This window comes from Methylobacterium sp. Leaf361, assembly GCF_001424445.1.
In the GTDB taxonomy this organism is placed as follows: Bacteria; Pseudomonadota; Alphaproteobacteria; order Rhizobiales; family Beijerinckiaceae; genus Methylobacterium.
The window spans coordinates 470,235-492,561 of the sequence record NZ_LMPY01000001.1 but is presented as its reverse complement, the minus strand read 5'-3'; the positions used below and the strand labels follow the sequence as shown (position 1 = coordinate 492,561).

Genomic DNA, 22,327 nt, shown 5'->3' with positions numbered 1-22,327 from the left:
CAAGAACACCGAAAGTATTCCGGGGCGATGGCCGTCGGTCAAAGGAACGGGTTGCCGTTTTTCAGCCGATCTCGGCGAGACTCTTCTTCGCCGAGATCCTGCGCGCGCGGCTTTGTCCTAGGCGGCGCGGGCCGCGGGCAAATCGTGCAGGCGGCGCCACGCGAAGACCGAGAACACGCCGATCAGGCAGGCGGCGAGGCCGAACCACGTGAATGCGTATTGCAGGTGGTTGTTCGGCAGGTCGACCCGGAGCTGGCCGCCGCGCGGCCACGTCGTCTGCCCGGGAACGGCGTCGGCCTCGATCAGGTAGGGCTCGACCGTCCCGAGGCCGCGCGCCGCCGCGATGCCGGCGATGTCCCGGTTGAACCACTCCCCGCGGGCGGGATCCGGCTCCGGCACGAACATCGCACGGGGCTCGCTGGCGCGGAGAATGCCGGTGACCGTCGTCGGCCCGTCGATCAGGCCGTCCCGGCGGTCGCCCTGCGCCTTCAGCTCGGTGGGGACGAAGCCCCGGTTGATGATCACCATGCTCCCGTCGTCCCGGCGGAACGGCGTGAGCACGTAGTAGCCCTGCAGGGCGCGGCCCGGCGTCTCGCCGGGCGCCAGCCCGTGCACGAGGGTTTCCCGGTCGTTGAGGAACTGACCGCTGACCCGGACGTGCCGGAACTCGTCGCGCGCCGGATCCCAGGCCGCCGCGGCCGGCGGCGCCACCGGCTCCGCGCGGCTCTGACGCACGATCCGGGCGATCAGGTCTTCCTTCCAGGCCCTGCGCTCGAGCTGCCAAGTTCCCAGCCCCAGCAGGATGGCCAGGGCAACCAGCGAGGCGAGCCCCGGCGCGACCAGGTCGCGCCAGCCAGCGCGGTGCGGTCCGCTCGCGGTCACGGCTCGAAGCGCCCTTGCTCCGCCCGGTTGCTGAACTGCAGGGCGATCAGCAGGCCCTTGAGGGGCCGCACCAGGATCAGGCTGAGCCCGACCGAGAGGGTCAGGGCCACCAGGGCGTGGACCCAGATCGGCGGCTCGTAGGTGATCTCCAGCCAGAGGGCGAGACCGACCACGATCAGGCCGACGATCGACATGACGAAGAAGGCCGGCCCGTCTGCGGAGTCGAAATGCGCGTAGTCGAGCCCGCACGCCTCGCAGGAGGGGCGCAGGCTCAGGAACCCTTTGAACAGGTGACCCTCGCCGCAGCGCGGGCACCGGCCGCGCAGGCCGGTCGGGATCGGCGGCGGCGGCGAGTAGGTTCGGTTGTTCACGGGCACACTCCAGACCTGTTCCGTGCGGGACCCCATCGACCCGCGCGCGGGTCGTTCTCGTCGATACGGGGTTCGCGCGGCGTCGGAAACGCAGAAGGGCGGCCTGAGCCGCCCTTCGCAGATCCGCCATGCGGCGACGGGATGGTTTCGCTCAGTGAGCGCCGCCGCCGTGGAAGACCCCCGAACCCCACACGTAGATGGCGGCGAACAGGAACAGCCACACGACATCGACGAAGTGCCAGTACCAGGCGGCGAACTCGAAGCCGAGGTGCTGACGCGGGGTGAACTGGCCCGCGTAGACGCGGAACAGGCACACCGCCAGGAAGATCGTGCCGATGATGACGTGGGCGCCGTGGAAGCCCGTCGCCATGAAGAAGGTCGACGAGTAGATGCTGCCCGAGAAGCCGAACTCGGCGTGGCTGTACTCGTAGGCTTGGCAGGCGGTGAACAGAACGCCGAGGATGATCGTCAGCCACAGGCCGTACCTCAGGCCCTTGCGGTCGCCCTCGATCAGCGCGTGGTGCGCCCAGGTGACGGTGGTGCCCGATGTCAGCAGGATCAGCGTGTTCAGGAGCGGCAGGTGCCAGGGATCGAACGCCTCGATGCCCTTCGGCGGCCAGACACCGCCGGTGAACTCCACGCGCGAGACCTGGATCGGGTCGGCGGTGTAGAGGGCGGCCTCGAAGTAGGCCCAGAACCACGCGACGAAGAACATCACCTCGGAGGCGATGAACATCATCATGCCGTAGCGGTGGTGAAGCTGGACGACGCGGGTATGGTCGCCGGAATTGGCCTCGTGCGCGACGTCCTTCCACCACGAGTACATGGTGTAGAGAACGCCGATCGTGCCGGCCCCGAAGATGTAGGGACCGGGAGCCAGGGTGCCGATCGTGAGGCTCTTCATCCAGAACACGGCGCCGAACGCCATGAGGAAGCCCGAGAAGGCTCCGATCAACGGCCACGGGCTCGGATTCAGGATGTGGTAGTCGTGATTCTTGGCGTGCGCCTCGGCCATCGTCCCGTCGCTCCTCACCCTCGCGCCCTGCGCCGTTCCCGGCCTTACGCTGTTCGTTGCCTGCCCTCGGCCGGGCGCGGCACGCACCACGCCCAAGCTTGCTGGCAGCTTTAGTCGCTGCGGCCCCGTGTTGTCACGGGTCCGCGATCAGAAATCGCCCTTCGTTCCCGAGGAAGACGATTTCGCCACCGTCGCCTTCACGGGTTCACCGTTCTTGGAGGCGAAGTAGGTGTAGGACAGCGTCATCTCCGAGAGATGCGCGGTGTTCGAGTCGTCCCGAACGGCCGGATCGACGTAGAACACCACCGGCACGTCCAGCGTCTCGCCCGGCTGGAGCGTCTGCTCGTTGAAGCAGAAGCACGCGATCTTGACGAAGTAGCCGCCCATCAGACCCGGCTGGACGTTGAAGGTCGCCACACCCGCGGAGGGCGCGCTGCCGGTGTTCTGCACGCGGAAGAAGACCGTCTTCGTCTCGCCGAGCTTCGCCTCGACGCTGCGCACTTCCGGGATGAACTTCCAGGGCAGCCCCGGCGCGACGTTCGTGTCGAAATGGACGATCATGCTGTCGTCGGTCCGCGCCGCGGAGGCCGAGAGCGCCGGTCCCTGCCGGGGCGTGCCGTCGTAGCCGGTCGCCTTGCAGAAGGCGTCGTAGAGCGGCACCGACGCGAAGGCGAGGCCGATCATGCCCACGGCGAGACCCGCGCAGGCGAGGGCGGTGCGCGTGGCGGCCCGGTTCGATCCTGATGGAGGAACTGTCATCGGGGGCGCCTCAGAGCGGCCGGGTCAGGATCTGAGGGCCGAGCTTGACGATCGTCAGCACGAAGAACAGCAGGACCCAGGCTCCCAGCGCCAGCGCGATCGCGATCGAGCGCTTGCGGCGGCGCGCCTCCTGCTCGGGCGTGAGCGGCGGGTACTGGATCTCGGGATCCGCCATGGCGCTCAACCCAGGACCGGGCGGAACAGGCCGAAGCTCTGCTCGGCCAGGAGCGCCGAGAACAGCGCGAACAGGTAGAGGATCGAGAAGCCGAACATGCCCATGGCGGCGCGCCGCTCGGCATCGCCCTCGCGGTTCCGCAGCACGCGGATGCTGAAGGCCACCATGCCGAGGCCGCCCACGAGGCCGACCACCGCGTAGACGAGGCCGCCGAAGCCCAGGGCCACCGGCACGAGGCCGAGGGGTGCGAGGAGCAGCGAGTACCAGACGATCTGGCGGCGGGTGGAGGCGGGGCCGGCGACGTTCGGCATCATCGGGATGCCGGCGCGGGCGTACTCGTCGGCCTTGATCAGGGCCAGCGCCCAGAAGTGCGGCGGGGTCCAGATGAAGATGATGGCGAACAGGATCAGCGACTCGACGCCGACCGAGCCGGTCACCACCGCCTGCCCGATGACCGGCGGCAGGGCTCCGGCGGCGCCGCCGATGACGATGTTCTGCGCGGTCGCCCGCTTCAGCCACATCGAGTAGACCACCGCGTAGAACACGATGGTGAAGGCGAGGAGCGCGGCGGCCAGGAGATTGGCGGCGAGCCCGAGCACCACCACGGAGGCGACCGAGAGGAACAGTCCGAAGCCCAGTGCCTCCTGGGAGGTGATCCGGCCCGACGGGATCGGCCGGGTTGCGGTCCGACTCATGACCGCGTCGATGTCGGCGTCCCACCACATGTTGAGGCAGCCGGACGCACCGGCGCCGACCGCGATGGCGAGGAGCGAGATCGCGCCGATGGCCGGCTGCACGTGGCCCTGCGAGACCACCATTCCGACCAGTGCGGTGAAGATCACGAGGACCATTACCCGCGGCTTCAGCAGGGCGAAGTAGTCGGGAACGTCGCCGCCGGCGGTCGTGAGGGCCGGGGCCGGAGCGTCCGGTCCGATCGTGTTCGTCAGGCTCGTCATCGCGTCTGCCGCTGCTGTGTCGGCGCCCGGCCGCGCGCGTCACGGCCGAGTCGTGTCTCGAAATCGACGTGTTCCAAGGATCGGCGTGAGCGGAGCCCAGGACTTCTCCCTCGGCCCGTGCGGGTCGCCCTCATCGCTCGCCCTTGCCGGGAGGTCGGCCGACCGGCCTCCGGGGAAGGGCGAGGGCCGCGGACGCGGCCCTCGCGGGGTGTCTATCAGTGCGCGCCCGGCTCGTCGACGATGCGGGGCAGCGTCTCGAACTGGTGGAACGGGGGCGGGGAGGAGAGCGTCCACTCGAGGGTGGTGGCGCCTTCGCCCCACGGGTTGTCCGCGGCCCGCTCCTTCGAGCGGAAGGCGAGGATCACGCCGATCACGAACACGAACATGCCGAGCGCGAAGATGTGGCCGCCGTAGGTCGACACCTTGTGCCACTGGGCGAACGCGTCCGGGTAGTCGGCGTAGCGGCGCGGCATGCCGGCGAGGCCCAGGAAGTGCATCGGGAAGAACAGGACGTTCGCGCCGATGAAGGCCAGCCAGAAGTGCAGCTTGCCGGCCCACTCGGGGATGATGTGACCGGTCATCTTCGGGAACCAGTAGTAGACACCGGCGAAGATGATGAACACGGCCCCGAGGGACAGCACGTAGTGGAAGTGCGCGACCACGTAGTAGGTGTCGTGCAGGTACTTATCGACCGCCGAGTTGGCCAGCACGACGCCGGTGACGCCGCCGACCGTGAACAGGAAGATGAAGCCCACCGCCCAGTGCATGGCGGCGGTGAAGCGGATGGAGCCGCCCCACATGGTAGCGATCCACGAGAAGATCTTCACGCCGGTCGGGACCGCGATCACCATCGTGGCGAACACGAAGTAGGACTGCGTCTGCAGCGACAGGCCGACCGTGTACATGTGGTGCGCCCACACGACGAAGCCGACGACGCCGATCGCCACCATGGCGTAGGCCATCGCGAGGTAGCCGAAGACGGGCTTGCGCGAGAACGTGGCGATGATGTGCGACACGATGCCGAAGGCCGGCAGGATCATGATGTACACTTCGGGGTGACCGAAGAACCAGAACAGGTGCTGGTACAGGATCGGGTCACCGCCGCCGGCCGGGTCGAAGAAGGTCGTGCCGAAGTTGCGGTCGGTCAGCAGCATCGTGATGGCGCCCGCGAGCACCGGCAGCGAGAGCAGCAGCAGGAACGCGGTCACCAGCTCGGCCCAGGCGAAGAGCGGCATCTTGTGCAGCGTCATGCCGGGGGCGCGCATGTTCAGGATCGTGGTGATGAAGTTGATCGCGCCGAGGATGGAGCCCGCGCCCGACAGGTGGAGCGCGAAGATCGCGAAGTCGACGGCCGGGCCGGGATGGCCGGCGGTGGAGAGCGGCGGGTAGACGGTCCAGCCGGTGCCGGCGCCGGACGCGCCGGGCGCGCCCTCGACGAACAGCGAGCAGAGCAGGGAGCAGAAGCCCGCCACCGTCAGCCAGAACGAGATGTTGTTCATGCGCGGGAACGCCATGTCGGGCGCGCCGATCATGAGGGGCACGAACCAGTTGCCGAAGCCGCCGATCAGCGCCGGCATCACCATGAAGAACACCATGATGAGACCGTGACCGGTGACGAACACGTTGTAGGTCGCGGGGTTCGAGAAATACTGCAGGCCGGGCGCCTCCATCTCCATCCGGATGCCGAAGGAGAGGAACGCGCCGATGATCCCGGCGCAGAAGGCGAACAGCAGGTAGAGGGTGCCGATGTCCTTGTGGTTCGTCGACAGGAACCAGCGGGCGAAGAACGACGGCTTGTGGTCGTGGACCTCATGGGCCCCGGCATGGGCTGCGGCTGTAGCCATGGATTCGAATGCCTTGTGGATCTGATGGGGTCTGTTCGATCAGCCGGGGCTCAGCGGGCCTCGGCGAAGCTCGTGCCGTTGTCGATGCGGGCGTACTTGGTCTTCGCCTCCTTCAGCCAGTCGGCGTAGGCCTGCTCGCTGACCACGCGGACCACGATGGGCATGTAGGCGTGGCGCTGGCCGCACAGCTCGGAGCACTGGCCGTGGAAGGTGCCCTCCTTGTCGGCCTTGAACCACATCTGGTTCAGGCGGCCGGGGACGGCGTCGATCTTGAAGCCGAAGGCCGGCATCGCCCAGGAATGCAGCACGTCGGCGGCGGTGACCTGGATCTTCACGATCTTGTTGACCGGAACGACCATCTCGTTGTCGGTCTGGAGCAGGCGCGGCTGCTTGTCCTCGTCGATGTTGGCATCGAACGTGAAGCCGCCGCCGGCCTCGGTCTGCGGGTACTCGTAGGACCAGTACCAGGCGTGGCCGACGACCTTGACGATCATGTCGGCCTTCGGGTCCGAGAGCTGCGTGCGCAGCAGGCGGAAGGACGGGATCGCCACGGCGACCAGGATCAGCACCGGCACGATCGTCCAGGCGACCTCGATGGCGGTGTTGTGCGTGGTTCGGGACGGGGTCGGGTTCCGCTTCTCGCCGAAGCGGTAGACGCACCACAGGATGAGCCCGAGGACGAACACCGAGATGGCGAGGGACAGCCAGTGCAGGCCGATCTCGAAGTTCAGGATGTCGCGCGCGTTCTCGGTGACCGGGATCTGCCGGTCCATCTCCCACGGCACGGGCTGACCGAAGCCCGCGGCCTGCGCGCCGGATATCGGGAAGAGCAGGGCGCCGAGAGCGGCGAGGCTCCAGAGTGACCGGTTGATCGTCCGCACCGTCCGCATCTGCCTCTCGTGGCTCCCCTGAAACTGTCTGGCTGCCGCCGGACCTCCCCGTCTTGAACGCGTGCGGGATTGTACCGACGTGACGGAGTACCGGTTGTGTCACCCGGCATTATCCGACCGGCGCTTCAGACCACAAGGGCCGGCCACGTGCAACCGCACAAGCGTCGCATCGCGCGCTTTCCCGCCAGTTGACGGCGCCTCGTGGCGTCGGCGCACTAGGGCCCGGCGAAATCGTTCCCCGTCGCGTCGCGCCGGGGATGAAGCGTCGCGACGCGTTCGTGCCACGCCTGCGGAGTTCGAGATGTCCACCCAAACCGGCAGCCCCACCTCCGGTCCTCTGCCCTGCGCGGTGCCGGCGCCGATGCAGGTGATGACCTATACGGGCTCGGCGCCGAGGCCGGACACGCGGGCGCTGGCCGTCGAGGCGCCGGTCAACCTCGTCTACGGCAGCGTGCCGCACGCCGTGATGATGGCGACGCCCGCCGACCTCGAGGATTTCGCCTACGGCTTCAGCCTGACGGAGGGCATCGTCGACAGCGCGGAGGAGATCCGCGCGACCCGGGTGGAGACGGCGTCGGACGGTCTGCGCCTCCACATCGAGCTCGCGCCGGGCCGGCTCCGCGAGCATCTGGCGCGCAAGCGCGCCATCAGCGGCCGCACCGGCTGCGGGGTCTGCGGCATCGAGGACTTGGCGCAACTGCCGCAGGCCGGTAAGCGGGCGGATTCCGAGGTCCGGGTCGAGCTGCCGGCCATCGCCCGCGCCCTGTCGAATCTCGACAGCGCCCAGCGCCTCGGCGCGGAGACGCGCGCGGTCCACGCCGCGGCCTGGGCGCGCCTCGACGGCGGCCTCGCGGCGGTGCGCGAGGATGTCGGCCGGCACAACGCTCTCGACAAGCTGATCGGCACCCTGATGCGCACCGGGACGCCCGTGGACTCGGGCTTCCTGGTCATCACCAGCCGCTGCTCGTTCGAGATGGTCGAGAAGGCCGCGCGGCTCGGCGCGGCCGTGATCGTCGCCATCTCGGCGCCGACGTCCCTGGCCCTCGACCGGGCCCGGTCCTACGGCATCACGCTCTGCGCCATCGCGCGGGCCGACACGGTGACGGTGTTCACGGGAGCCGAGCGGCTGACAAACGGCGCGTGACGCGCCGGTCCCGTCCGCCGAATTTACTCGGCTTGGCCCGGGACGATGGTCGCGCCGCCGATCACCCGGACCGGCTTCCGTTCCGTGGGCGGATCCTTCCAATCCTTCGTGGCGGATTTGGCCGTCTCGGCCACGGCGGCGTCGGCCGGCTTCGAAGGCGCGGCGGGTCGCGCAGCGGGGACCGGGGCCGGGGCCTTCTCGATCGCCGCCGCCTTGGTCTCGGGCGCGGGACCGGCGTTCGGATCCGCCTTGGCTGTATCGGCCGGCGGGAGCTTGGGGGCCGGTGCCTCGGGAGACGTGCGGGGCGGCGGCTTCAGCTCCGGCGTCCGGGCGAGCGCTCCGCGCGCGACCCGCTTTGGCGGAGCGTTGGGCGGAGCGGTCCGGCCGACGCTGTCGGGATTTACGCCTTCGGGATTGGCCTCGGGCCGCAGGGCCTCGGTGCCCGGCCGGCGCTGGGGCCGCGCCACCGGACCGTCCTCGGGCGGGACCGGACGCATCGCGCGGCGGGGCACGACCTCGTCCTCGGTCCAGCCGAAGCCCGGTGCGGGTCGCTCCAGCCGAGCGACGGTCTCGGGCGCACCGATCGGCCGGCGGCCCACGATCCCGCCCGTCATGGGATCGACGAACAGCCGGACGGGCGCGCCGGCGGGACCGACGGCGTCGACCACGTAGACCCGCCCGTCGAAGCGCGGGCGGCTCAGGCCGCTGAACCCGCGATCTGCGAGGCGCCAAGCGACGACGCGAGGCGGAAGGACCTCTTCCTCGAAGGCGAATTGCGCGCGCGCGCCGCCCGATGCGCCCAAGAGAGCGAGCGCCGACAGGCACGCGGCGCGAAGCGTCCGGCTCATCGGGCGTGGGAGGCGCGCAGCGGCTCTGCTCGTCATCGTCACTCTTGTGCGTTCTGGGTTTGGAGACCCGGCAGAGTGTCCGGTTCGTGTCCGGTTCCGGCATGGTCCGGGCCGGTAGACCCGGACCTCGACCATGCCGGCGAGGTCGTTGCCCCGCATGCCGCTTGTGCTCGGCACGACCCGTAGAACCCGCGATTCGGGCGAGATTGCGGAGGCGCGGAGGCGGGTCCCGGCCCGTCATCCAGAGCGGCGACACCGTCGCGGCCTGCAGTCTCTTGCTGAAAACATTTCAATCTGGCAGTTTCGCGACTTAGGACAGCACAACTGTCCCATCGGCCGTGCATCCCGGCCGTCGCCGTCTCGCGCGCGGGCGAGAAGTTTCGGCAGACGGACACGGGCGCGCCAGCGCACCGCTCTCCGAGCGGTCCGGGTCCTCGATGAACGCAGGCCGACGGACGTGTCCTCCCGGACCGGCCGGATGGCCTGCGGCAAGAGGCCGGGCGCGTGGCGCCGACGGCTTGCGGGCATGAAACATGCTCGCGGGTTCTTGGCTGCGGACGGGTTCGAGGGAAGGACGAGACGAAGCATGTCACAACGCAGACCCGCCGAAGAGTTTGCTGCGTCCACGGCCCTGGCTGCCGCCCCCCGCGGCGGCGCGATGCCGCTCATCGTGCGCGACCCCGCCTTTCCGAAAGCCCAGGGTTCCTACGATCCGGCCCGCGAGCGCGATGCCTGCGGCGTCGGCTTCATCGCCGACATGCACGACCGCCGGACCCACGCGATCGTCGAGCAGGGCCTGAAGATCCTGGAGAACCTCGATCATCGCGGCGCGGTGGGCGCCGATCCCAAGATGGGCGACGGCTGCGGCATCCTCACGCAGATCCCGCACGGCTTCTTCGCCGAGGAGTGCTCGCGCCTCGGCTTCGAGCTGCCGCCGGCGGGCTCGTACGCCATCGGACAGTTCTTCATGCCGAAGGCGGAGGAGCCGCGGGCGATCATCCAGGAAATCGTCGAATCGTCCCTGGCCGCCGAGGGCCTGCCGCTCCTCGGCTGGCGCGACGTGCCGGTGGACCCGGAGGATCTCGGCGACGCCGTGAAGGCGACCGAGCCGCACCACCGTCAGGTCTTCATCGGCCGGCCCGCCTCGGTCACCGACCAGGACGCGTTCGAGCGCCGGGTCTACGTCGCCCGCAAGGTGATCTCCAACAAGGTCTACGGCCTCGACGACCCGCGGGTGAAGGAGTTCTACCCGGTCTCCGTGTCGACCCGGACCATCGTCTACAAGGGCATGGTGCTGGTCACGCAGCTCGGCGGCTACTTCCTGGACCTGAAGGACGACCGCTTCGTCTCGGCAATCGCCCTCGTCCACCAGCGCTTCGCCACCAATACCTTCCCGACCTGGCGGCTCTCGCACCCCTACCGGATGGTCGCGCATAACGGCGAGATCAACACGCTGCGCGGCAACGTCAACTGGATGGCGGCCCGCCAGGCGAGCGTCGATTCCGACCTGTTCGGCAACGATATCTCGAAGCTGTGGCCGATCTCCTACGAGGGCCAGTCCGACACCGCCTGCTTCGACAACGCCCTCGAGTTCCTCGTGCAGGGCGGCTACCCGCTGGCCCACGCGATGATGATGCTCATCCCGGAGGCCTGGGCCGGCAACCCGCTCATGAGCGAGGAGCGGCGCGCCTTTTACGAGTACCACGCCGCCCTGATGGAGCCGTGGGACGGTCCCGCCGCCGTGGCCTTCACCGACGGCCGCCAGATCGGCGCCACCCTCGACCGCAACGGCCTGCGCCCGGCGCGCTACATCGTCACCGACGACGGCCTCGTGGTGCTCGCCTCCGAGATGGGCACCCTGCCGATCCCGGACGAGAAGATCGTCCAATCCTGGCGCCTGCAGCCGGGCCGCATGCTGCTGATCGACCTGCAGAAGGGCCGCATCGTCTCCGACGAGGAGATCAAGGGCGAGCTCGCCGCCGCGCATCCCTACGCCGACTGGGTGAAGAACACCCAGATCGTCCTGGAGGACCTGCGACCAGTTCAGCCGCGCGAGTCCCGCGGCGACGTGAGCCTGCTCGATCGCCAGCAGGCCTTCGGCTACACGCAGGAGGATCTCAAGCTGCTGATGCAGCCCATGGCCGTCACCGGCCAGGAGGCGGTCGGCTCGATGGGCACCGACACCCCGCTCTCGGCCCTCTCCGAGAAGTCGAAGCTGCTCTACACCTACTTCAAGCAGAACTTCGCGCAGGTGACGAACCCGCCGATCGACCCGATCCGCGAGGAGGCCGTGATGAGCCTCGTCTCGTTCATCGGGCCGCGGCCGAACCTGCTCGACATGGAGGGCGCGTCCCGGCGCAAGCGCCTGGAGGTCCGCCAGCCGATCCTCACCAACGCCGATCTGGAGAAGATCCGCTCGATCGGCCATTTCGAGGATCGGTTCGACACCAAGACCCTCGACATGACCTACCCGGCCGAGACCGGCGCGGCGGCCATGGACGGGGCGCTCGACCGCCTCTGCGACCGCGCCGAGGCGGCGGTGCGCGGCGGCTACAACATCATCGTGCTCACCGACCGGGCGGTCGGGCCGGATCGGATCCCGATCCCGGCGCTGCTCGCCACGGCGTCCGTGCACAATTACCTGATCCGCAAGGGGCTCCGGACCTCGGTCGGCCTCGTGGTCGAGTCGGGCGAGCCGCGCGAGGTGCACCACTTCGCCTGCCTCGCCGGCTACGGCGCCGAGGCAGTGAACCCGTACCTCGCCTTCGAGACGCTGCTCGACATGAAGGACGAGTTCCCGCCGGACCTCACCGACGACGAGATCATCTACCGCTACATCAAGGCGATCGATAAGGGCCTACTGAAGGTGATGTCCAAGATGGGCATCTCCACCTACCAGTCCTATTGCGGCGCGCAGATCTTCGACGCGGTCGGCCTGAACTCGACCTTCGTGGGTCGCGACTTCTTCGGCACGGCGACGACCATCGAGGGCGTCGGCATGGCGGAGATCGCCGAGGAGACCGCGCGCCGACACCGCGACGCCTTCGGCGACGCGCCGGTCTACCGGAACGCCCTGGATGTCGGCGGCGAGTACGCCTACCGCCTGCGCGGCGAGACCCACACCTGGACGCCCGACACGGTGGCGACGCTGCAGCACGCGGTGCGCCTCAACGTGCCGGAACGCTACCGCGAATACGCCGAGCTGGTGAACCGCCAGGAGCACCAGCTGAAGACGCTCCGCGGCCTGTTCCGCATCAAGTCCGCCGCCGAGCTCGGTCGCGCGCCGGTCCCGCTGGACTCGGTCGAGCCGGCCTCAGAGATCGTCAAGCGCTTCGCCACGGGCGCCATGTCGTACGGCTCCATCTCCAAGGAGGCGCACGAGACGCTCGCCATCGCGCTGAACTCGTTCGGCGGGCGATCGAACTCGGGCGAGGGCGGCGAGGAGGTCGAGCGGTTCAAGCCGCTGCCGGACGGGCGCTCGCGCCGGTCCGCGATCAAGCAGGTCGCCTCCGGCCGCTTCGGCGTCACGACGGAGTACCTCGTCAATTCCGACATGATGCAGATCAAGGTCGCGCAGGGCGCCAAGCCCGGCGAGGGCGGCCAGCTGCCCGGCCACAAGGTCGACGCCAAGATCGCCAAGGTCCGCTACGCCACCCCGGGGGTGGGCCTGATCTCGCCGCCGCCGCACCACGACATCTACTCAATCGAGGATCTAGCCCAGCTGATCTTCGACCTGAAGAACGTGAACCCGTCGGCGGACGTGTCGGTGAAGCTCGTCTCCGAGGTCGGCGTCGGCACGGTCGCGGCCGGTGTCGCCAAGGCGCGGGCCGACCACATCACGATCTCGGGCTTCGACGGCGGCACCGGCGCGGCGCCGCTGACCTCGCTCAAGCACGCGGGCGGACCCTGGGAGACCGGGCTGGCCGAGACCCAGCAGACGCTGGTGCTGAACGGTCTGCGCGGCCGCGTCGCCCTTCAGGCCGACGGCGGCATCCGGACCGGGCGCGACGTGATGATCGCGGCGCTGCTCGGCGCCGACCAGATGGGCTTCTCGACGGCCCCGCTGATCGCCGCCGGCTGCATCATGATGCGCAAGTGCCACCTGAACACCTGCCCGGTGGGGGTCGCCACCCAGGATCCGGTGCTGCGCAAGCGCTTCAAGGGCACGCCCGAGCACGTGGTGAACTACTTCTTCTTCGTGGCCGAGGAGGTGCGGGAGATCCTCGCCTCGCTCGGCTTCACGAAGCTGGAGGAGGCGGTCGGCCGCTCCGACGTGCTCGACAAGGTCGAGGCCATTGCCCATTGGAAGGCGCGCGGGCTCGACTTCACCAAGCTGTTCCACCGGCCGAAGGTGGCCGAGGGCACGGCGATCCGCCACGTGGAGGTGCAGCACCACCCGATCGACACGGTGCTCGACCGGCGCCTCATCGAGAAGGCTCAGCACGCGATCGAGACCGGCGAGCCGGTGGTCATCACCGACACCATCCGGAACTCGGACCGGGCGGCGGGCGCGATGCTCTCCGGCATGGTCGCCAAGGCGCACGGCCACGAGGGCCTGCCCGACGACACGATCGTGGTGAAGCTCGCCGGCACGGCGGGCCAGAGCTTCGGCGCCTGGGTGGCGGCCGGCGTGACCGTCGAGCTGACCGGCCACGGCAACGACTACGTCGGCAAGGGCCTGTCGGGCGGCAAGCTGATCATCCGGCCGAGCGACGCGCTGAAGTCGCCGCAGGACCGGACGATCATGGTCGGCAACACCGTGCTGTACGGGGCGATCGCGGGCGAGTGCTACATCCGCGGCTCCGCGGGCGAGCGCTTCGCGGTCAGGAACTCCGGCGCGATCACGGTGGTCGAGGGCATGGGCGACCATGGCTGCGAGTACATGACCGGCGGCGTGGTCGTGTCGATCGGCGAGACCGGGCGCAACTTCGCGGCCGGCATGTCGGGCGGCATCGCCTACGTGCTCGATGAGGACGGCTCCTTCTCGGCGCGTTGTAACCTGTCGATGGTCGACCTGGAGCCGGTCGAGGAGGAGGACGACCTGATGCGTCGCTTCCACCAAGACGGCGACCTGGAGACCAAGGGGCGGGTCGACATCCTGGCCGACATGTCCGGGCACGACGAGGAGCGGCTCACGCAGCTCATCACCAACCATCTCAAGTACACGGGCAGCCCCCGCGCCAAGGCGATCCTCGACGACTGGAGCGGCTACCGCACCAAGTTCGTGAAGGTGATGCCGGTGGAGTACCGCCGGGCGCTGCGCGAGATGGAGATGGCGCGGATGCCGGTGGCCGCCGAGTAGGCGGCTTCCTGAGACCGGGCGGGCTCCCGCCCGGTCACGCACCCACACGAGACGACGACGCGGGCAGCGCAGTCAGAGACTGGCCGGCCCAGGGGCTGACCAATGGGCAAGATCACAGGCTTCCTCGAGTTCGACCGGCAGGAGCAGAAGTACCAACTCGCCGCCGACCGGGTCCGGCACTTCCGCGAGTTCACGCTCCCGCTCGACGAGCACGACCTGACGAAACAGGCCGCGCGCTGCATGGATTGCGGCATCCCGTTCTGCCACGGGCCGACGGGCTGCCCGGTCCACAACCAGATCCCGGACTGGAACGACCTCGTCTTCCAGTCGGATTGGGAGGAGGCGTCCCGCAACCTCCACTCCACGAACAACTTCCCGGAGTTTACCGGCCGCGTCTGCCCCGCGCCCTGCGAGGAGGCGTGCACGCTGAACCTCGAGAACCAGCCGGTCGCCATCAAGACGATCGAGCAGGCGATCGCCGACCGCGCCTGGAACATGGGCTGGGTGAAGCCCGAGCCGGCGCAGACCCGCACCGGCAAGCGCGTCGCGATCGTGGGCTCCGGACCGGCCGGTATGGCGGCGGCCCAGCAGCTCGCCCGCGTCGGGCACGACGTCCACGTGTTCGAGCGCGAGCCGAAGGCGGGTGGCCTTCTCCGCTACGGCATCCCGGACTTCAAGATGGAGAAGCGCCACATCGACCGGCGCGTGCGCCAGATGGAGGCCGAAGGCGTCGTCTTCCACTACAACCAGAACATCGGTGTGACGAAGTCGGTCGACGAGCTCAAGGCTGAGTTCGACGCCGTGATGTTCTGCGGTGGCGCCGAGGATCCGCGCAACCCGCAGCTTCCCGGCCAGGACCTCGAGGGCGTCCACTACGCGATGCCCTACCTCGTCCAGTCGAACCGGCGCGTGAGCGCCGAGCCGATGCGCGGCAACGGCGAGCAACCGATCCTGGCCGCGGGCAAGAACGTGGTGGTCATCGGCGGCGGCGACACCGCCTCCGACTGCGTCGGCACCGCGTTCCGCCAGGGGGCCCTGTCGGTGACGCAGCTCGACATCCGCCCGCGCCCGCCGGAGCGGGAGGACAAGCTCACCGTGTGGCCCTACTGGCCGACTAAGATGCGGACCTCGTCCAGCCAGGCGGAAGGCGCGGAGCGCGAGTTCCAGGCCGCGACCCTGCGGCTCGAGGGGAACAAGAAGGGCCAGCTCACGGGCGTGGTCTGCGCCCGCGTCGATGCCAAGCGCCAGCCGATCGCCGGCACCGAGTTCGTGCTGCCGGCCGACCTCGTCTTCATGGCGATCGGCTTCGCGGGCTCGGTCCAGAAGGGTCTTCTCGAGCAGTCCGGGGTCGGCGTCGACAAGCGCGGCAATGTCGAGGCGAACGAGGACGACTACCGCACGTCGGACGCGAAGATCTGGGCCGCCGGCGATATGCGGCGCGGCCAGTCCCTGGTGGTCTGGGCGATCCGCGAAGGACGTCAGGCGGCGCGCGCCATCGACGAGATGCTGATGGGCGCCAGCGTCCTGCCGCGCTGACGGCCTGCTGAGAGCGCGCGAAGGGTCCGCCCGGCTCAGCCGGGCGGCCAGCGGAAATCGTCGGCTCGGCCGGGCTGCGGCATCGGCGCGTTGCCGCGCAGCAGCGTCCGCTCCACGGTCCCGGAATTGTCCGGATCGCGCGGACGGCCATTCAGCAGCGCGCCGCCGGGCGACACCTCGCTCCGGCTCAACGGTACCACGGGGCCGGCCGCGGGCTTCACCGGGAGCGCCGGCACGCCGGGCGGCTCCGGCAGGCTCGGCAGCATCGCGGTGATCTGACGATCGATCGCCGCGGTATCGGTGGCCGTTGCGGTACCGTCGAGGCTCGGCCCGGGTGTCGCGGGCGGTGCGGTCGGCGCCACTGTCGCGGTCAGCGACGGCTCGGCCGTGCCCGGCACCGCGCCCATCAGCCGCTTCAGCTCGACATCGGCGAAGTGGGCCAGCTTCCGATCGCCCGCCTTGGTGAAATGGACACCGTCCGCGGTACGGAGCTTGGCGATCTGGCCTTCCGGATCCGGGCCCGACGCCGCGTACCGGTCTCGGTCGTCGACGAAGCCCGGCCAGATATCGACGTAGGTCCCGCCGGCCTTGGTAACGGTGTCCCGGACGATGTCGTTCAGGGAAGCGAGGTCCCGGCTCAGGGACTCGCTCTGGACCGGCGGCAGCCCGACCCAGATCAGCGGGATCTTGCGGTCGGTGAAGACTTTCGCCAGCGCCTCCACCCGGGCGCGGTAGAGGGCGCGCCAGCGGTCCGTGAGGGGATCGGCCGTCTCGTCGCCCTCGCGGATCGGCTGCCGATCGTTGGCGCCCAACATCACCAGGGCGTAGCGCACCTTCGCGTTGCTCTGGAGGTAGTCCTGCGCGACCTTCGGCCAGTCGACCACGTCCTTGCGCACCAGACCGCTGTCGCCCTTCGCGCGGTCGATCACGGCGACGTCGGTATTGTCCTCGAACACGTCGTCGAGGCCCTTGGCGAGATGGTCGGCGAGGGAATCGCCGAAGACGGCGATCTGGACGTTCGGCTCGGTCTTGGCGACCGCGGGCTTCGGCGGTGTCGGCGCCCGGGCCGGACGGACCCGCCGCTTCACGGAGGGGGGCGGACGCTGCGCCTCTCCGGTCGCGTAGGGATTGGTTCGCTGGCGCGGGGCCCGGTAGGTGCGCTCCGGCTGCGGCGCCACCGGCTGCGGCCTGTCCTCCCAGGGCCAGTAGAACTGGCGCGGCGCCTCCTGCTGCGGCGCGTAGCGGGGCTGGCGCCCGGACGTCCCGTCGTCGCGGTAATAGGCGTCCCGCGGCCGCCGGCGCGGCGGCGCCTGGTAATAGGTGCCGCCCTGCTGCTGGTAGCTGTCGCCCCACTGCGCGCGGGCCGGACCGCCCCCGAAGGTCGACACCTCCGCGAGCCCCAACAGGACCGAGAGCCCGAGGATGAGGGGGCGTTCCGAAGGACGCCGACGAGCGAGGACCATGCGCATCCCGTACGCTTTACGCCGAACCGGGCCCGTTCGGACCGCGGCCATTATAGGTGGAAGCCGCGCGCGGGTCTAAACCTCTCGCCGGGCTCAGCGTCGCGGCGCTGCCTTCCCGGCCACGCGGGTGAGCAGGGCGGGCGTCGCGTACCCGTCGGCCGGCAATCCGACGCTGATCTGATAGCGCCGCACCGCCTCGCGCAGCTTCGGGCCCGCGCGCCCATCCGTCGGCCCGTCGTAGAAGCCGGAAGCCGCGAGGCCGGTCTGCAGGGCGCGGAGGCCCGGCCCGTCGAGGCGGGCTCCGGCGGGCCACGGCGCGGCCAGCGGCGGACCGCCGGCGAGGCGGTCGGCAAGGTGACCCACTGCCAGCGCGTAGGAATCCGAGGTGTTGTAGCCCCGGACCACCTCGAAATTGTCGGTGATCAGGAAGACCGGCGCGCCGAGGCCTCCGGGCAGGAACAGGCTGGCGCGCCCGGCCCCCGGCAGCGGCTGCCCGTCGGTGCGGCGAACGCCGCGCTCGGCGAAGCTCGCGAGATCGCCCGCGTAGCGGCTCAGGTCGAACTCCTTCGGCAGGCGCACCTCGTAGCCCCAGGAGAAGGTCGGATTCCAGCCGAGATCCTTGAGATAGGCGGCGATCGAGGCCAGCGAATCCGCCGCGCTGGTCCAGATGTCGCGCCGGCCGTCGCCATCGAAGTCGACCGCGTGGGCCAGGTAGGTGGAGGGCAGGAATTGCACCTGACCCATCGCGCCAGCCCAGCTGCCGCTCATCCGGTCGGGCGCGATGTCGCCGCGCTGCAGGATCGTGAGGGCGGCGAGGAGCTCGTCGCGGAACATGCTGCCGCGGTGCCGCGCCTCGGCGAGCGTCGCCAGCGCCCGGACGGTCGGGACACTGCCCGCACTCGTTCCGAAATCCGACTCGACGCCCCAGAACGCCATCACCACCGGACCCGGAACGCCGTAGCGGGCCTCGATCGCCGTCAGGGTCGACGCGAGGGTGGCGGCGCGGTCGCGGCCGCGCGCGATGCGGCCGGCCGAGACCGCACCGACGAGGTACTCCCAGACAGGCCGGCTGAACTCGCTCTGGCGGCGGGTTCGCGCCAGGATGCCGGGATCGGGTCCTGTGATCCCGCGGAACGCCGCGTCGAAGGTCGCGGCGGAGACGCCCCGCGCCGCCGCGTCCGGACGCAGGGCCTCGACGAACGCCCGGAAGGCGTCCTCGGCGCGGGCCGGGCCGGTCGCGAGGCAAGCCGCCGCGGCCAGGATCCATCGACGGGAATGCATCCGGTCAGATCCGATTGCGCTTCTCCAGGCGTTCTTCCCAGGCGAGGGCTTGGCCGACGATGGCGTCGAGGTCGTCGTGCCGGGGCTGCCAGCCCAGGCGATCGCGGATGCGCGCCGCCTCGGCGACGATTTGGGCCGGATCGCCGGGCCGGCGCGGGCACAGCCGCACTTCGAAGTCGCGGCCCGAGATCCGCTTCACGACCTCGACGACCTCGAGGACCGAGTAACCGCGCCCGTAGCCGCAGTTCAGCGTCAGGCTCTCGCCACCGGAGCGCAGATGGTCGAGGGCGAGGCGATGCGCCTCCGCGAGGTCCGAGACCTGGATGTAGTCGCGCAGGCACGACCCGTCCGGGGTCGGGTAGTCGGTCCCGAAGACGTCGAGCCGGGCGCGCTGGCCGAGCGCCGCCTGCGTGGCCACCTTGATCAGGTGCGTGGCGTTGGGCGTCGACTGGCCGGACCGTCCCTCCGGATCCGCGCCGGCGACGTTGAAGTAGCGCAGGACCACGTAGGAGAAGCCGTGCGCCGCGGCGGCGTCGGCGATCATCCACTCGCTCATCAGCTTCGAGCGGCCGTAGGGATTGATCGGTTTCAGCGGCAGGTCCTCGGGAACCGGCGAGGCCTCAGGCTCACCGTAGACGGCCGCGGTCGAGGAGAAGATGACATTCTTGACGCCGGCACGCACCGACGCCTCGATCAGCGCGCGGGTCTTCACCGTGTTGGCGAGGTAGTAGCCCAGGGGGTCGGCTACGGATTCGGGCACGACGATCTTGGCGGCAAAGTGGGCCAGGGCATCGATGCGGTGCTGCAGGATAGTCTGTGTCACGAGGGCCTGGTCGGCCACGTCGCCGACGACGAGCTTCACACCCTCTGGGACCGCCCAGTCGAAGCCGGTGGAGAGATCGTCGAGGACGACGACCTCCTCATGGCCGGCGTCGAGGAGCGCCAGCACCATGTGGCTGCCGATGTAGCCGGCACCCCCCGTCACCAGAACCGCCATCTCGCCCTCACTGCCGCCATCCCGGCAACTGCTTACGCCTTTGCAGACGGGAAATTTACGCCCCGCCGCCTCATACTAACGATGTACATGCTTGCGACGGCTCGCGTTAAGCTATCTCACTGACCGCACAGCTGACCACGTCGTTCCATCCAGTTCCGGGGTTACCGCTCGATGAAACCGATCCGCAAGGCCGTCCTCCCCGTCGCGGGCCTCGGCACGCGCTTCCTGCCCGCCACGAAGGCGGTCCCGAAGGAGATGCTCACGGTCGTCGACCGGCCAGTGGTGCAGCACGTGGTCGACGAGGCGCGCGCGGCCGGGATCGAGCACTTCATCTTCGTCACCGGCCGCGGGAAGGCGGTGATCGAGGACCATTTCGACATCGCGTTCGAGCTCGACCACACCCTTCAGGAGCGCGGGAAGACGGCCGCCTATGAAGAGCTGAAGAAGGACCTGCCGAAGGCCGGCCAGACCAGCTTTACCCGCCAGCAGGCGCCACTCGGCCTCGGCCACGCGGTGTGGTGCGCCCGCGAGATCGTCGGCGACGAGCCGTTCGCGGTGCTGCTCCCCGACATGCTGAGCCGCGGCTGTATGCAGCAGATGCTGGCCGCCTACGATCGCCACGGCGGTAACATCATCGCCGTCGAGGAGGTGGCGCCCGAGGAGACGCACCAGTACGGCATCGTCAGCGTGGGCGAGACCTACGGCCAGTCCTTCCAGATCACCGGGATGGTCGAGAAGCCCAAGCAGGGCACGGCGCCTTCGAACTTCATCATCTCCGGGCGCTACATCCTCCAGCCCGAGATCTTCGGGATCCTCGAGCACGGCAAGAAGGGCGCGGGCGGCGAGATCCAGCTCACGGACGCCATGATCGACCTGATGGAGAAGCAGGCGTTCTACGGCATGCGCTACGAGGGCCGGACCTACGATACCGGCTCGAAGCTCGGCTTCCTCGCGGCGAATCTCGCCTACGCCCTGGAGCGGAACGATCTCGCAGGACCCCTGCGGGCCGAGATCGAGAAGCTGCTCAAGAGCTAGGGCTGAACGGCGCTGCGGGCGCGGATCCGATCACCGCGCCCCGCTAGGCGACACATTCGACCGCATAGGTTCCCGCTCTCGTTCGAGCTAAGCCTGCACGCGGCGACGCGCGGCGGCCAGCGAACGCGCTTCAGGTATGCGCGCAGAGCGGCCGCGGCGGGCGAATTGCGCTTGCTTCTTGTGCGGCGCACTTTAGTTTGTGCGTTGCGAGATCGCGATGGCGTCGCGGTCTCGCTGCCCTTCTTGGGCGTTTCCTCCCTAGACTTCGGGCCGCTCCTTCGGGAGTGGCCTTTTTTCTTTCCGGTATACCGCCGCTCTTCTTCGTGAACGGTCGGGGCGGCGCCCCTATTCCGCGGCCATCCGGCGGGGGACGAGATCGTCGAGGTCCTTGGCGACATCGGCGACGACGCCGCGCAGCGCCTCGACCAATGCCGGGAAGCCCGCCGTCATCGCGAGGCTGGCCTCGTTCATGTAGAGGCCCCGATTCAGCTCGATCTGGAGCGCGTGGCGGTCAAGGTTCGGCTCGCCGTAATGCTCCGTGATGAAGCCGCCGGCGTAGGGCTTGTTGCGGACCACGCGGAAACCCCGGGCCCGGAACGCGGCCTCGAATCCGTCGATCAGGACGGGTGCGCACGCCGTGCCGTAGCGGTCGCCCAGCACCACGTCGGCTTTCATGTCCGGATCGCGGCCGAGGCTCGAGGACGGCATCGAGTGGCAATCGACGAGCATGCAGTGGCCGTGGGTGCGCGCCGTGCGCTGGACCAGTCCGCGCAGCGCGCGGTGATACGGCTTGTACAGGCTCTCGATCCGGGCGGTCGCCTCGGCGACCGGCAGGCGCCGGGCGTAGATCTCCTGGCCGTCGGCGACGACCCGGGGCACGGTCCCGAGACCGCCCGCGACGCGCATCGACCGGGTGTTGGCGAAGGGCGGCAGGCGCCCCTCGAACATGCGCGGGTCGAGTTCGTAGGGCTCCCGGTTCACGTCGAGGAAGGCGCGGGGGAAGTTGGCCCGCAGGAGCGGCGCGCCCAGTCCGACGACCGATCCGAACAGGCGGTCGACGTGGGCATCCTCGGAGCGGCGCAGGGTCAGCGCGTCGAGCCGCGAGGCCGCGATGAAGTCGGGGGGGTAGACGGCCCCGGAATGACCGGTATTGAAGACGAAAGGCAGGGTGTGCGCCGCGGGCTCGTCGACCGCGAAGGCCGGGGCAAATCCGAAGGCGTCTGGCTGTACCGGTTCGGTTGCAGTCATCGGCTGGTGGACACCCCGGCGGTTGAACGAGGACGGCAGGCGCTCACTGTGGTGTGCGATCGATCGCCTGTCCACTCTGCACCGGCGGCCGACGCAGTCGCCCGGGAGACACGCGGCGGCGGCTGCGCGCTCCATCCTAACACCTTGTTTACCATCGCCTCCCTTTATGGGATCAACTTCTCGACTCGAAGGCTCGGATCCGGCCGATGAAAATCCTGCTGGCGGAAGACGACAACGACATGCGCCGGTTTCTGGCCAAGGCGCTGCAGAACGCGGGCTACGATGTCCTGTCCTTCGACAACGGCCTCTCCGCCTACAACCGGCTGCGCGAGGAGCCGTTCGAGCTGCTGCTGACCGACATCGTGATGCCCGAGATGGACGGCATCGAGCTGGCCCGCCGCGCCACCGAGCTCGATCCCGACATCAAGGTGATGTTCATCACCGGCTTCGCGGCGGTCGCCCTCAACCCGGATTCGAAGGCCCCGAAGGACGCCAAGGTCCTGTCGAAGCCCTTCCACCTCCGCGACCTCGTCAACGAGGTCGAGAAGCTCCTGGCCGCCTGATCCTGCCGGTGCTTCGTC

Annotated in this window: 18 protein-coding genes; 5 read left to right on the top strand and 13 right to left on the bottom strand. The window is 69.4% G+C overall.

The genetic code is table 11. From position 1 onward, the window contains the following. Positions 1–117: 117 nt before the first annotated feature. The 8 genes from ASG32_RS02320 to coxB all read right to left on the bottom strand — a co-directional run bounded on the left by ASG32_RS02320 (position 118) and on the right by coxB (position 6,892). Positions 118–882, bottom strand: coding sequence for an SURF1 family protein (locus ASG32_RS02320; RefSeq protein ID WP_056522047.1), 765 nt, complete (start codon positions 880–882; stop codon positions 118–120). Beyond that, the gene (locus tag ASG32_RS02315; RefSeq protein ID WP_170855114.1) at positions 879–1,289 is read right to left on the bottom strand and encodes a DUF983 domain-containing protein; all 411 of its coding nucleotides are present in this window, start codon (positions 1,287–1,289) and stop codon (positions 879–881) included. The genes ASG32_RS02320 and ASG32_RS02315 overlap by 4 nt, the downstream gene beginning before the upstream one ends. A gap of 115 nt (positions 1,290–1,404) precedes the next feature. After that, positions 1,405–2,268 carry a cytochrome c oxidase subunit 3 gene (locus ASG32_RS02310; RefSeq protein WP_056522043.1) on the bottom strand — a complete coding sequence of 288 codons (864 nt, stop codon included), beginning with the start codon at positions 2,266–2,268 and terminating at the stop codon, positions 1,405–1,407. Positions 2,269–2,415: 147 nt separating this feature from the next. Next, a complete protein-coding gene (locus ASG32_RS02305; protein WP_056522040.1) occupies positions 2,416–3,027 on the bottom strand; it encodes a cytochrome c oxidase assembly protein in 612 nt (203 codons plus the stop codon). Between the two features lie 10 nt (positions 3,028–3,037). Beyond that, positions 3,038–3,202: a hypothetical protein gene (locus ASG32_RS34325; protein WP_056522038.1), complete on the bottom strand. Its 165-nt coding sequence runs from the start codon at positions 3,200–3,202 to the stop codon at positions 3,038–3,040. 5 nt (positions 3,203–3,207) lie between these two features. Continuing rightward, positions 3,208–4,158: a heme o synthase gene (locus ASG32_RS02295; RefSeq protein WP_056522035.1), complete on the bottom strand. Its 951-nt coding sequence runs from the start codon at positions 4,156–4,158 to the stop codon at positions 3,208–3,210. A gap of 215 nt (positions 4,159–4,373) precedes the next feature. Then, positions 4,374–6,002 (bottom strand): cytochrome c oxidase subunit I, encoded by a 1,629-nt coding sequence (gene ctaD / locus ASG32_RS02290; protein ID WP_020091411.1) that lies wholly within the window; start codon positions 6,000–6,002, stop codon positions 4,374–4,376. A 50-nt stretch (positions 6,003–6,052) separates the two neighbouring features. Further along, complete coding sequence (gene coxB, locus ASG32_RS02285) at positions 6,053–6,892, bottom strand: cytochrome c oxidase subunit II (RefSeq protein WP_056522032.1); 840 nt, start codon at positions 6,890–6,892, stop codon at positions 6,053–6,055. A 370-nt stretch (positions 6,893–7,262) separates the two neighbouring features. On the opposite strand from coxB, the gene fdhD reads away from it, so the two are divergent. Then, positions 7,263–8,036, top strand: a complete 774-nt coding sequence (gene fdhD, locus ASG32_RS02280; RefSeq protein ID WP_244491777.1) for a formate dehydrogenase accessory sulfurtransferase FdhD — start codon at positions 7,263–7,265, stop codon at positions 8,034–8,036. Between the two features lie 23 nt (positions 8,037–8,059). Here the strand turns inward: fdhD and ASG32_RS02275 are convergent, their stop codons facing one another. Next, positions 8,060–8,839 carry a hypothetical protein gene (locus ASG32_RS02275; RefSeq protein WP_244491768.1) on the bottom strand — a complete coding sequence of 260 codons (780 nt, stop codon included), beginning with the start codon at positions 8,837–8,839 and terminating at the stop codon, positions 8,060–8,062. A gap of 703 nt (positions 8,840–9,542) precedes the next feature. On the opposite strand from ASG32_RS02275, the gene gltB reads away from it, so the two are divergent. Continuing rightward, positions 9,543–14,186 carry a glutamate synthase large subunit gene (gene gltB / locus ASG32_RS02270; protein ID WP_244491776.1) on the top strand — a complete coding sequence of 1,548 codons (4,644 nt, stop codon included), beginning with the start codon at positions 9,543–9,545 and terminating at the stop codon, positions 14,184–14,186. Between the two features lie 102 nt (positions 14,187–14,288). Beyond that, entirely contained in the window at positions 14,289–15,722 is a 1,434-nt protein-coding gene (locus ASG32_RS02265) for a glutamate synthase subunit beta (protein ID WP_020091416.1), read from the top strand. Positions 15,723–15,757: 35 nt separating this feature from the next. Here ASG32_RS02265 and ASG32_RS02260 read toward each other — a convergent pair whose 3' ends face one another. The 3 genes from ASG32_RS02260 to galE all read right to left on the bottom strand — a co-directional run bounded on the left by ASG32_RS02260 (position 15,758) and on the right by galE (position 19,463). Beyond that, entirely contained in the window at positions 15,758–17,185 is a 1,428-nt protein-coding gene (locus ASG32_RS02260) for an SGNH family hydrolase (RefSeq protein WP_056522288.1), read from the bottom strand. Positions 17,186–17,278: 93 nt separating this feature from the next. Next, entirely contained in the window at positions 17,279–18,466 is a 1,188-nt protein-coding gene (locus ASG32_RS02255; protein WP_056522023.1) for a lytic murein transglycosylase, read from the bottom strand. Between the two features lie 4 nt (positions 18,467–18,470). Continuing rightward, on the bottom strand, positions 18,471–19,463 hold the full coding sequence (galE, locus tag ASG32_RS02250; protein WP_020091419.1) for a UDP-glucose 4-epimerase GalE: 993 nt from the start codon (positions 19,461–19,463) through the stop codon (positions 18,471–18,473). Positions 19,464–19,634: 171 nt separating this feature from the next. Between galE and galU the strand changes: the two genes are divergently transcribed. Next, positions 19,635–20,498 (top strand): UTP--glucose-1-phosphate uridylyltransferase GalU, encoded by an 864-nt coding sequence (galU, locus tag ASG32_RS02245; protein WP_056522020.1) that lies wholly within the window; start codon positions 19,635–19,637, stop codon positions 20,496–20,498. Between the two features lie 345 nt (positions 20,499–20,843). Here galU and ASG32_RS02240 read toward each other — a convergent pair whose 3' ends face one another. Then, entirely contained in the window at positions 20,844–21,746 is a 903-nt protein-coding gene (locus tag ASG32_RS02240) for an N-formylglutamate amidohydrolase (protein ID WP_056522017.1), read from the bottom strand. A gap of 206 nt (positions 21,747–21,952) precedes the next feature. Here ASG32_RS02240 and ASG32_RS02235 point away from each other — a divergent pair, with 206 nt between their 5' ends. Next, positions 21,953–22,309, top strand: coding sequence for a response regulator (locus ASG32_RS02235; protein WP_003603128.1), 357 nt, complete (start codon positions 21,953–21,955; stop codon positions 22,307–22,309). Positions 22,310–22,327: the final 18 nt, after the last annotated feature.

Coding starts and splice junctions, on each gene's coding strand:
- coxB (WP_056522032.1), bottom strand. CDS start 6,892: ATGCGGACGGTGCGGACGATCAACCGGTCACTCTGGAGCCTCGCCGCT.
- ctaD (WP_020091411.1), bottom strand. CDS start 6,002: ATGGCTACAGCCGCAGCCCATGCCGGGGCCCATGAGGTCCACGACCAC.
- gltB (WP_244491776.1), top strand. CDS start 9,543: ATGCCGCTCATCGTGCGCGACCCCGCCTTTCCGAAAGCCCAGGGTTCC.
- galU (WP_056522020.1), top strand. CDS start 19,635: ATGAAACCGATCCGCAAGGCCGTCCTCCCCGTCGCGGGCCTCGGCACG.
- ASG32_RS02265 (WP_020091416.1), top strand. CDS start 14,289: ATGGGCAAGATCACAGGCTTCCTCGAGTTCGACCGGCAGGAGCAGAAG.
- fdhD (WP_244491777.1), top strand. CDS start 7,263: ATGACCTATACGGGCTCGGCGCCGAGGCCGGACACGCGGGCGCTGGCC.
- ASG32_RS02315 (WP_170855114.1), bottom strand. CDS start 1,289: ATGGGGTCCCGCACGGAACAGGTCTGGAGTGTGCCCGTGAACAACCGA.
- ASG32_RS02295 (WP_056522035.1), bottom strand. CDS start 4,158: ATGACGAGCCTGACGAACACGATCGGACCGGACGCTCCGGCCCCGGCC.
- galE (WP_020091419.1), bottom strand. CDS start 19,463: ATGGCGGTTCTGGTGACGGGGGGTGCCGGCTACATCGGCAGCCACATG.
- ASG32_RS02260 (WP_056522288.1), bottom strand. CDS start 17,185: ATGGTCCTCGCTCGTCGGCGTCCTTCGGAACGCCCCCTCATCCTCGGG.
- ASG32_RS34325 (WP_056522038.1), bottom strand. CDS start 3,202: ATGGCGGATCCCGAGATCCAGTACCCGCCGCTCACGCCCGAGCAGGAG.
- ASG32_RS02305 (WP_056522040.1), bottom strand. CDS start 3,027: ATGACAGTTCCTCCATCAGGATCGAACCGGGCCGCCACGCGCACCGCC.
- ASG32_RS02310 (WP_056522043.1), bottom strand. CDS start 2,268: ATGGCCGAGGCGCACGCCAAGAATCACGACTACCACATCCTGAATCCG.
- ASG32_RS02255 (WP_056522023.1), bottom strand. CDS start 18,466: ATGCATTCCCGTCGATGGATCCTGGCCGCGGCGGCTTGCCTCGCGACC.
- ASG32_RS02240 (WP_056522017.1), bottom strand. CDS start 21,746: ATGACTGCAACCGAACCGGTACAGCCAGACGCCTTCGGATTTGCCCCG.
- ASG32_RS02235 (WP_003603128.1), top strand. CDS start 21,953: ATGAAAATCCTGCTGGCGGAAGACGACAACGACATGCGCCGGTTTCTG.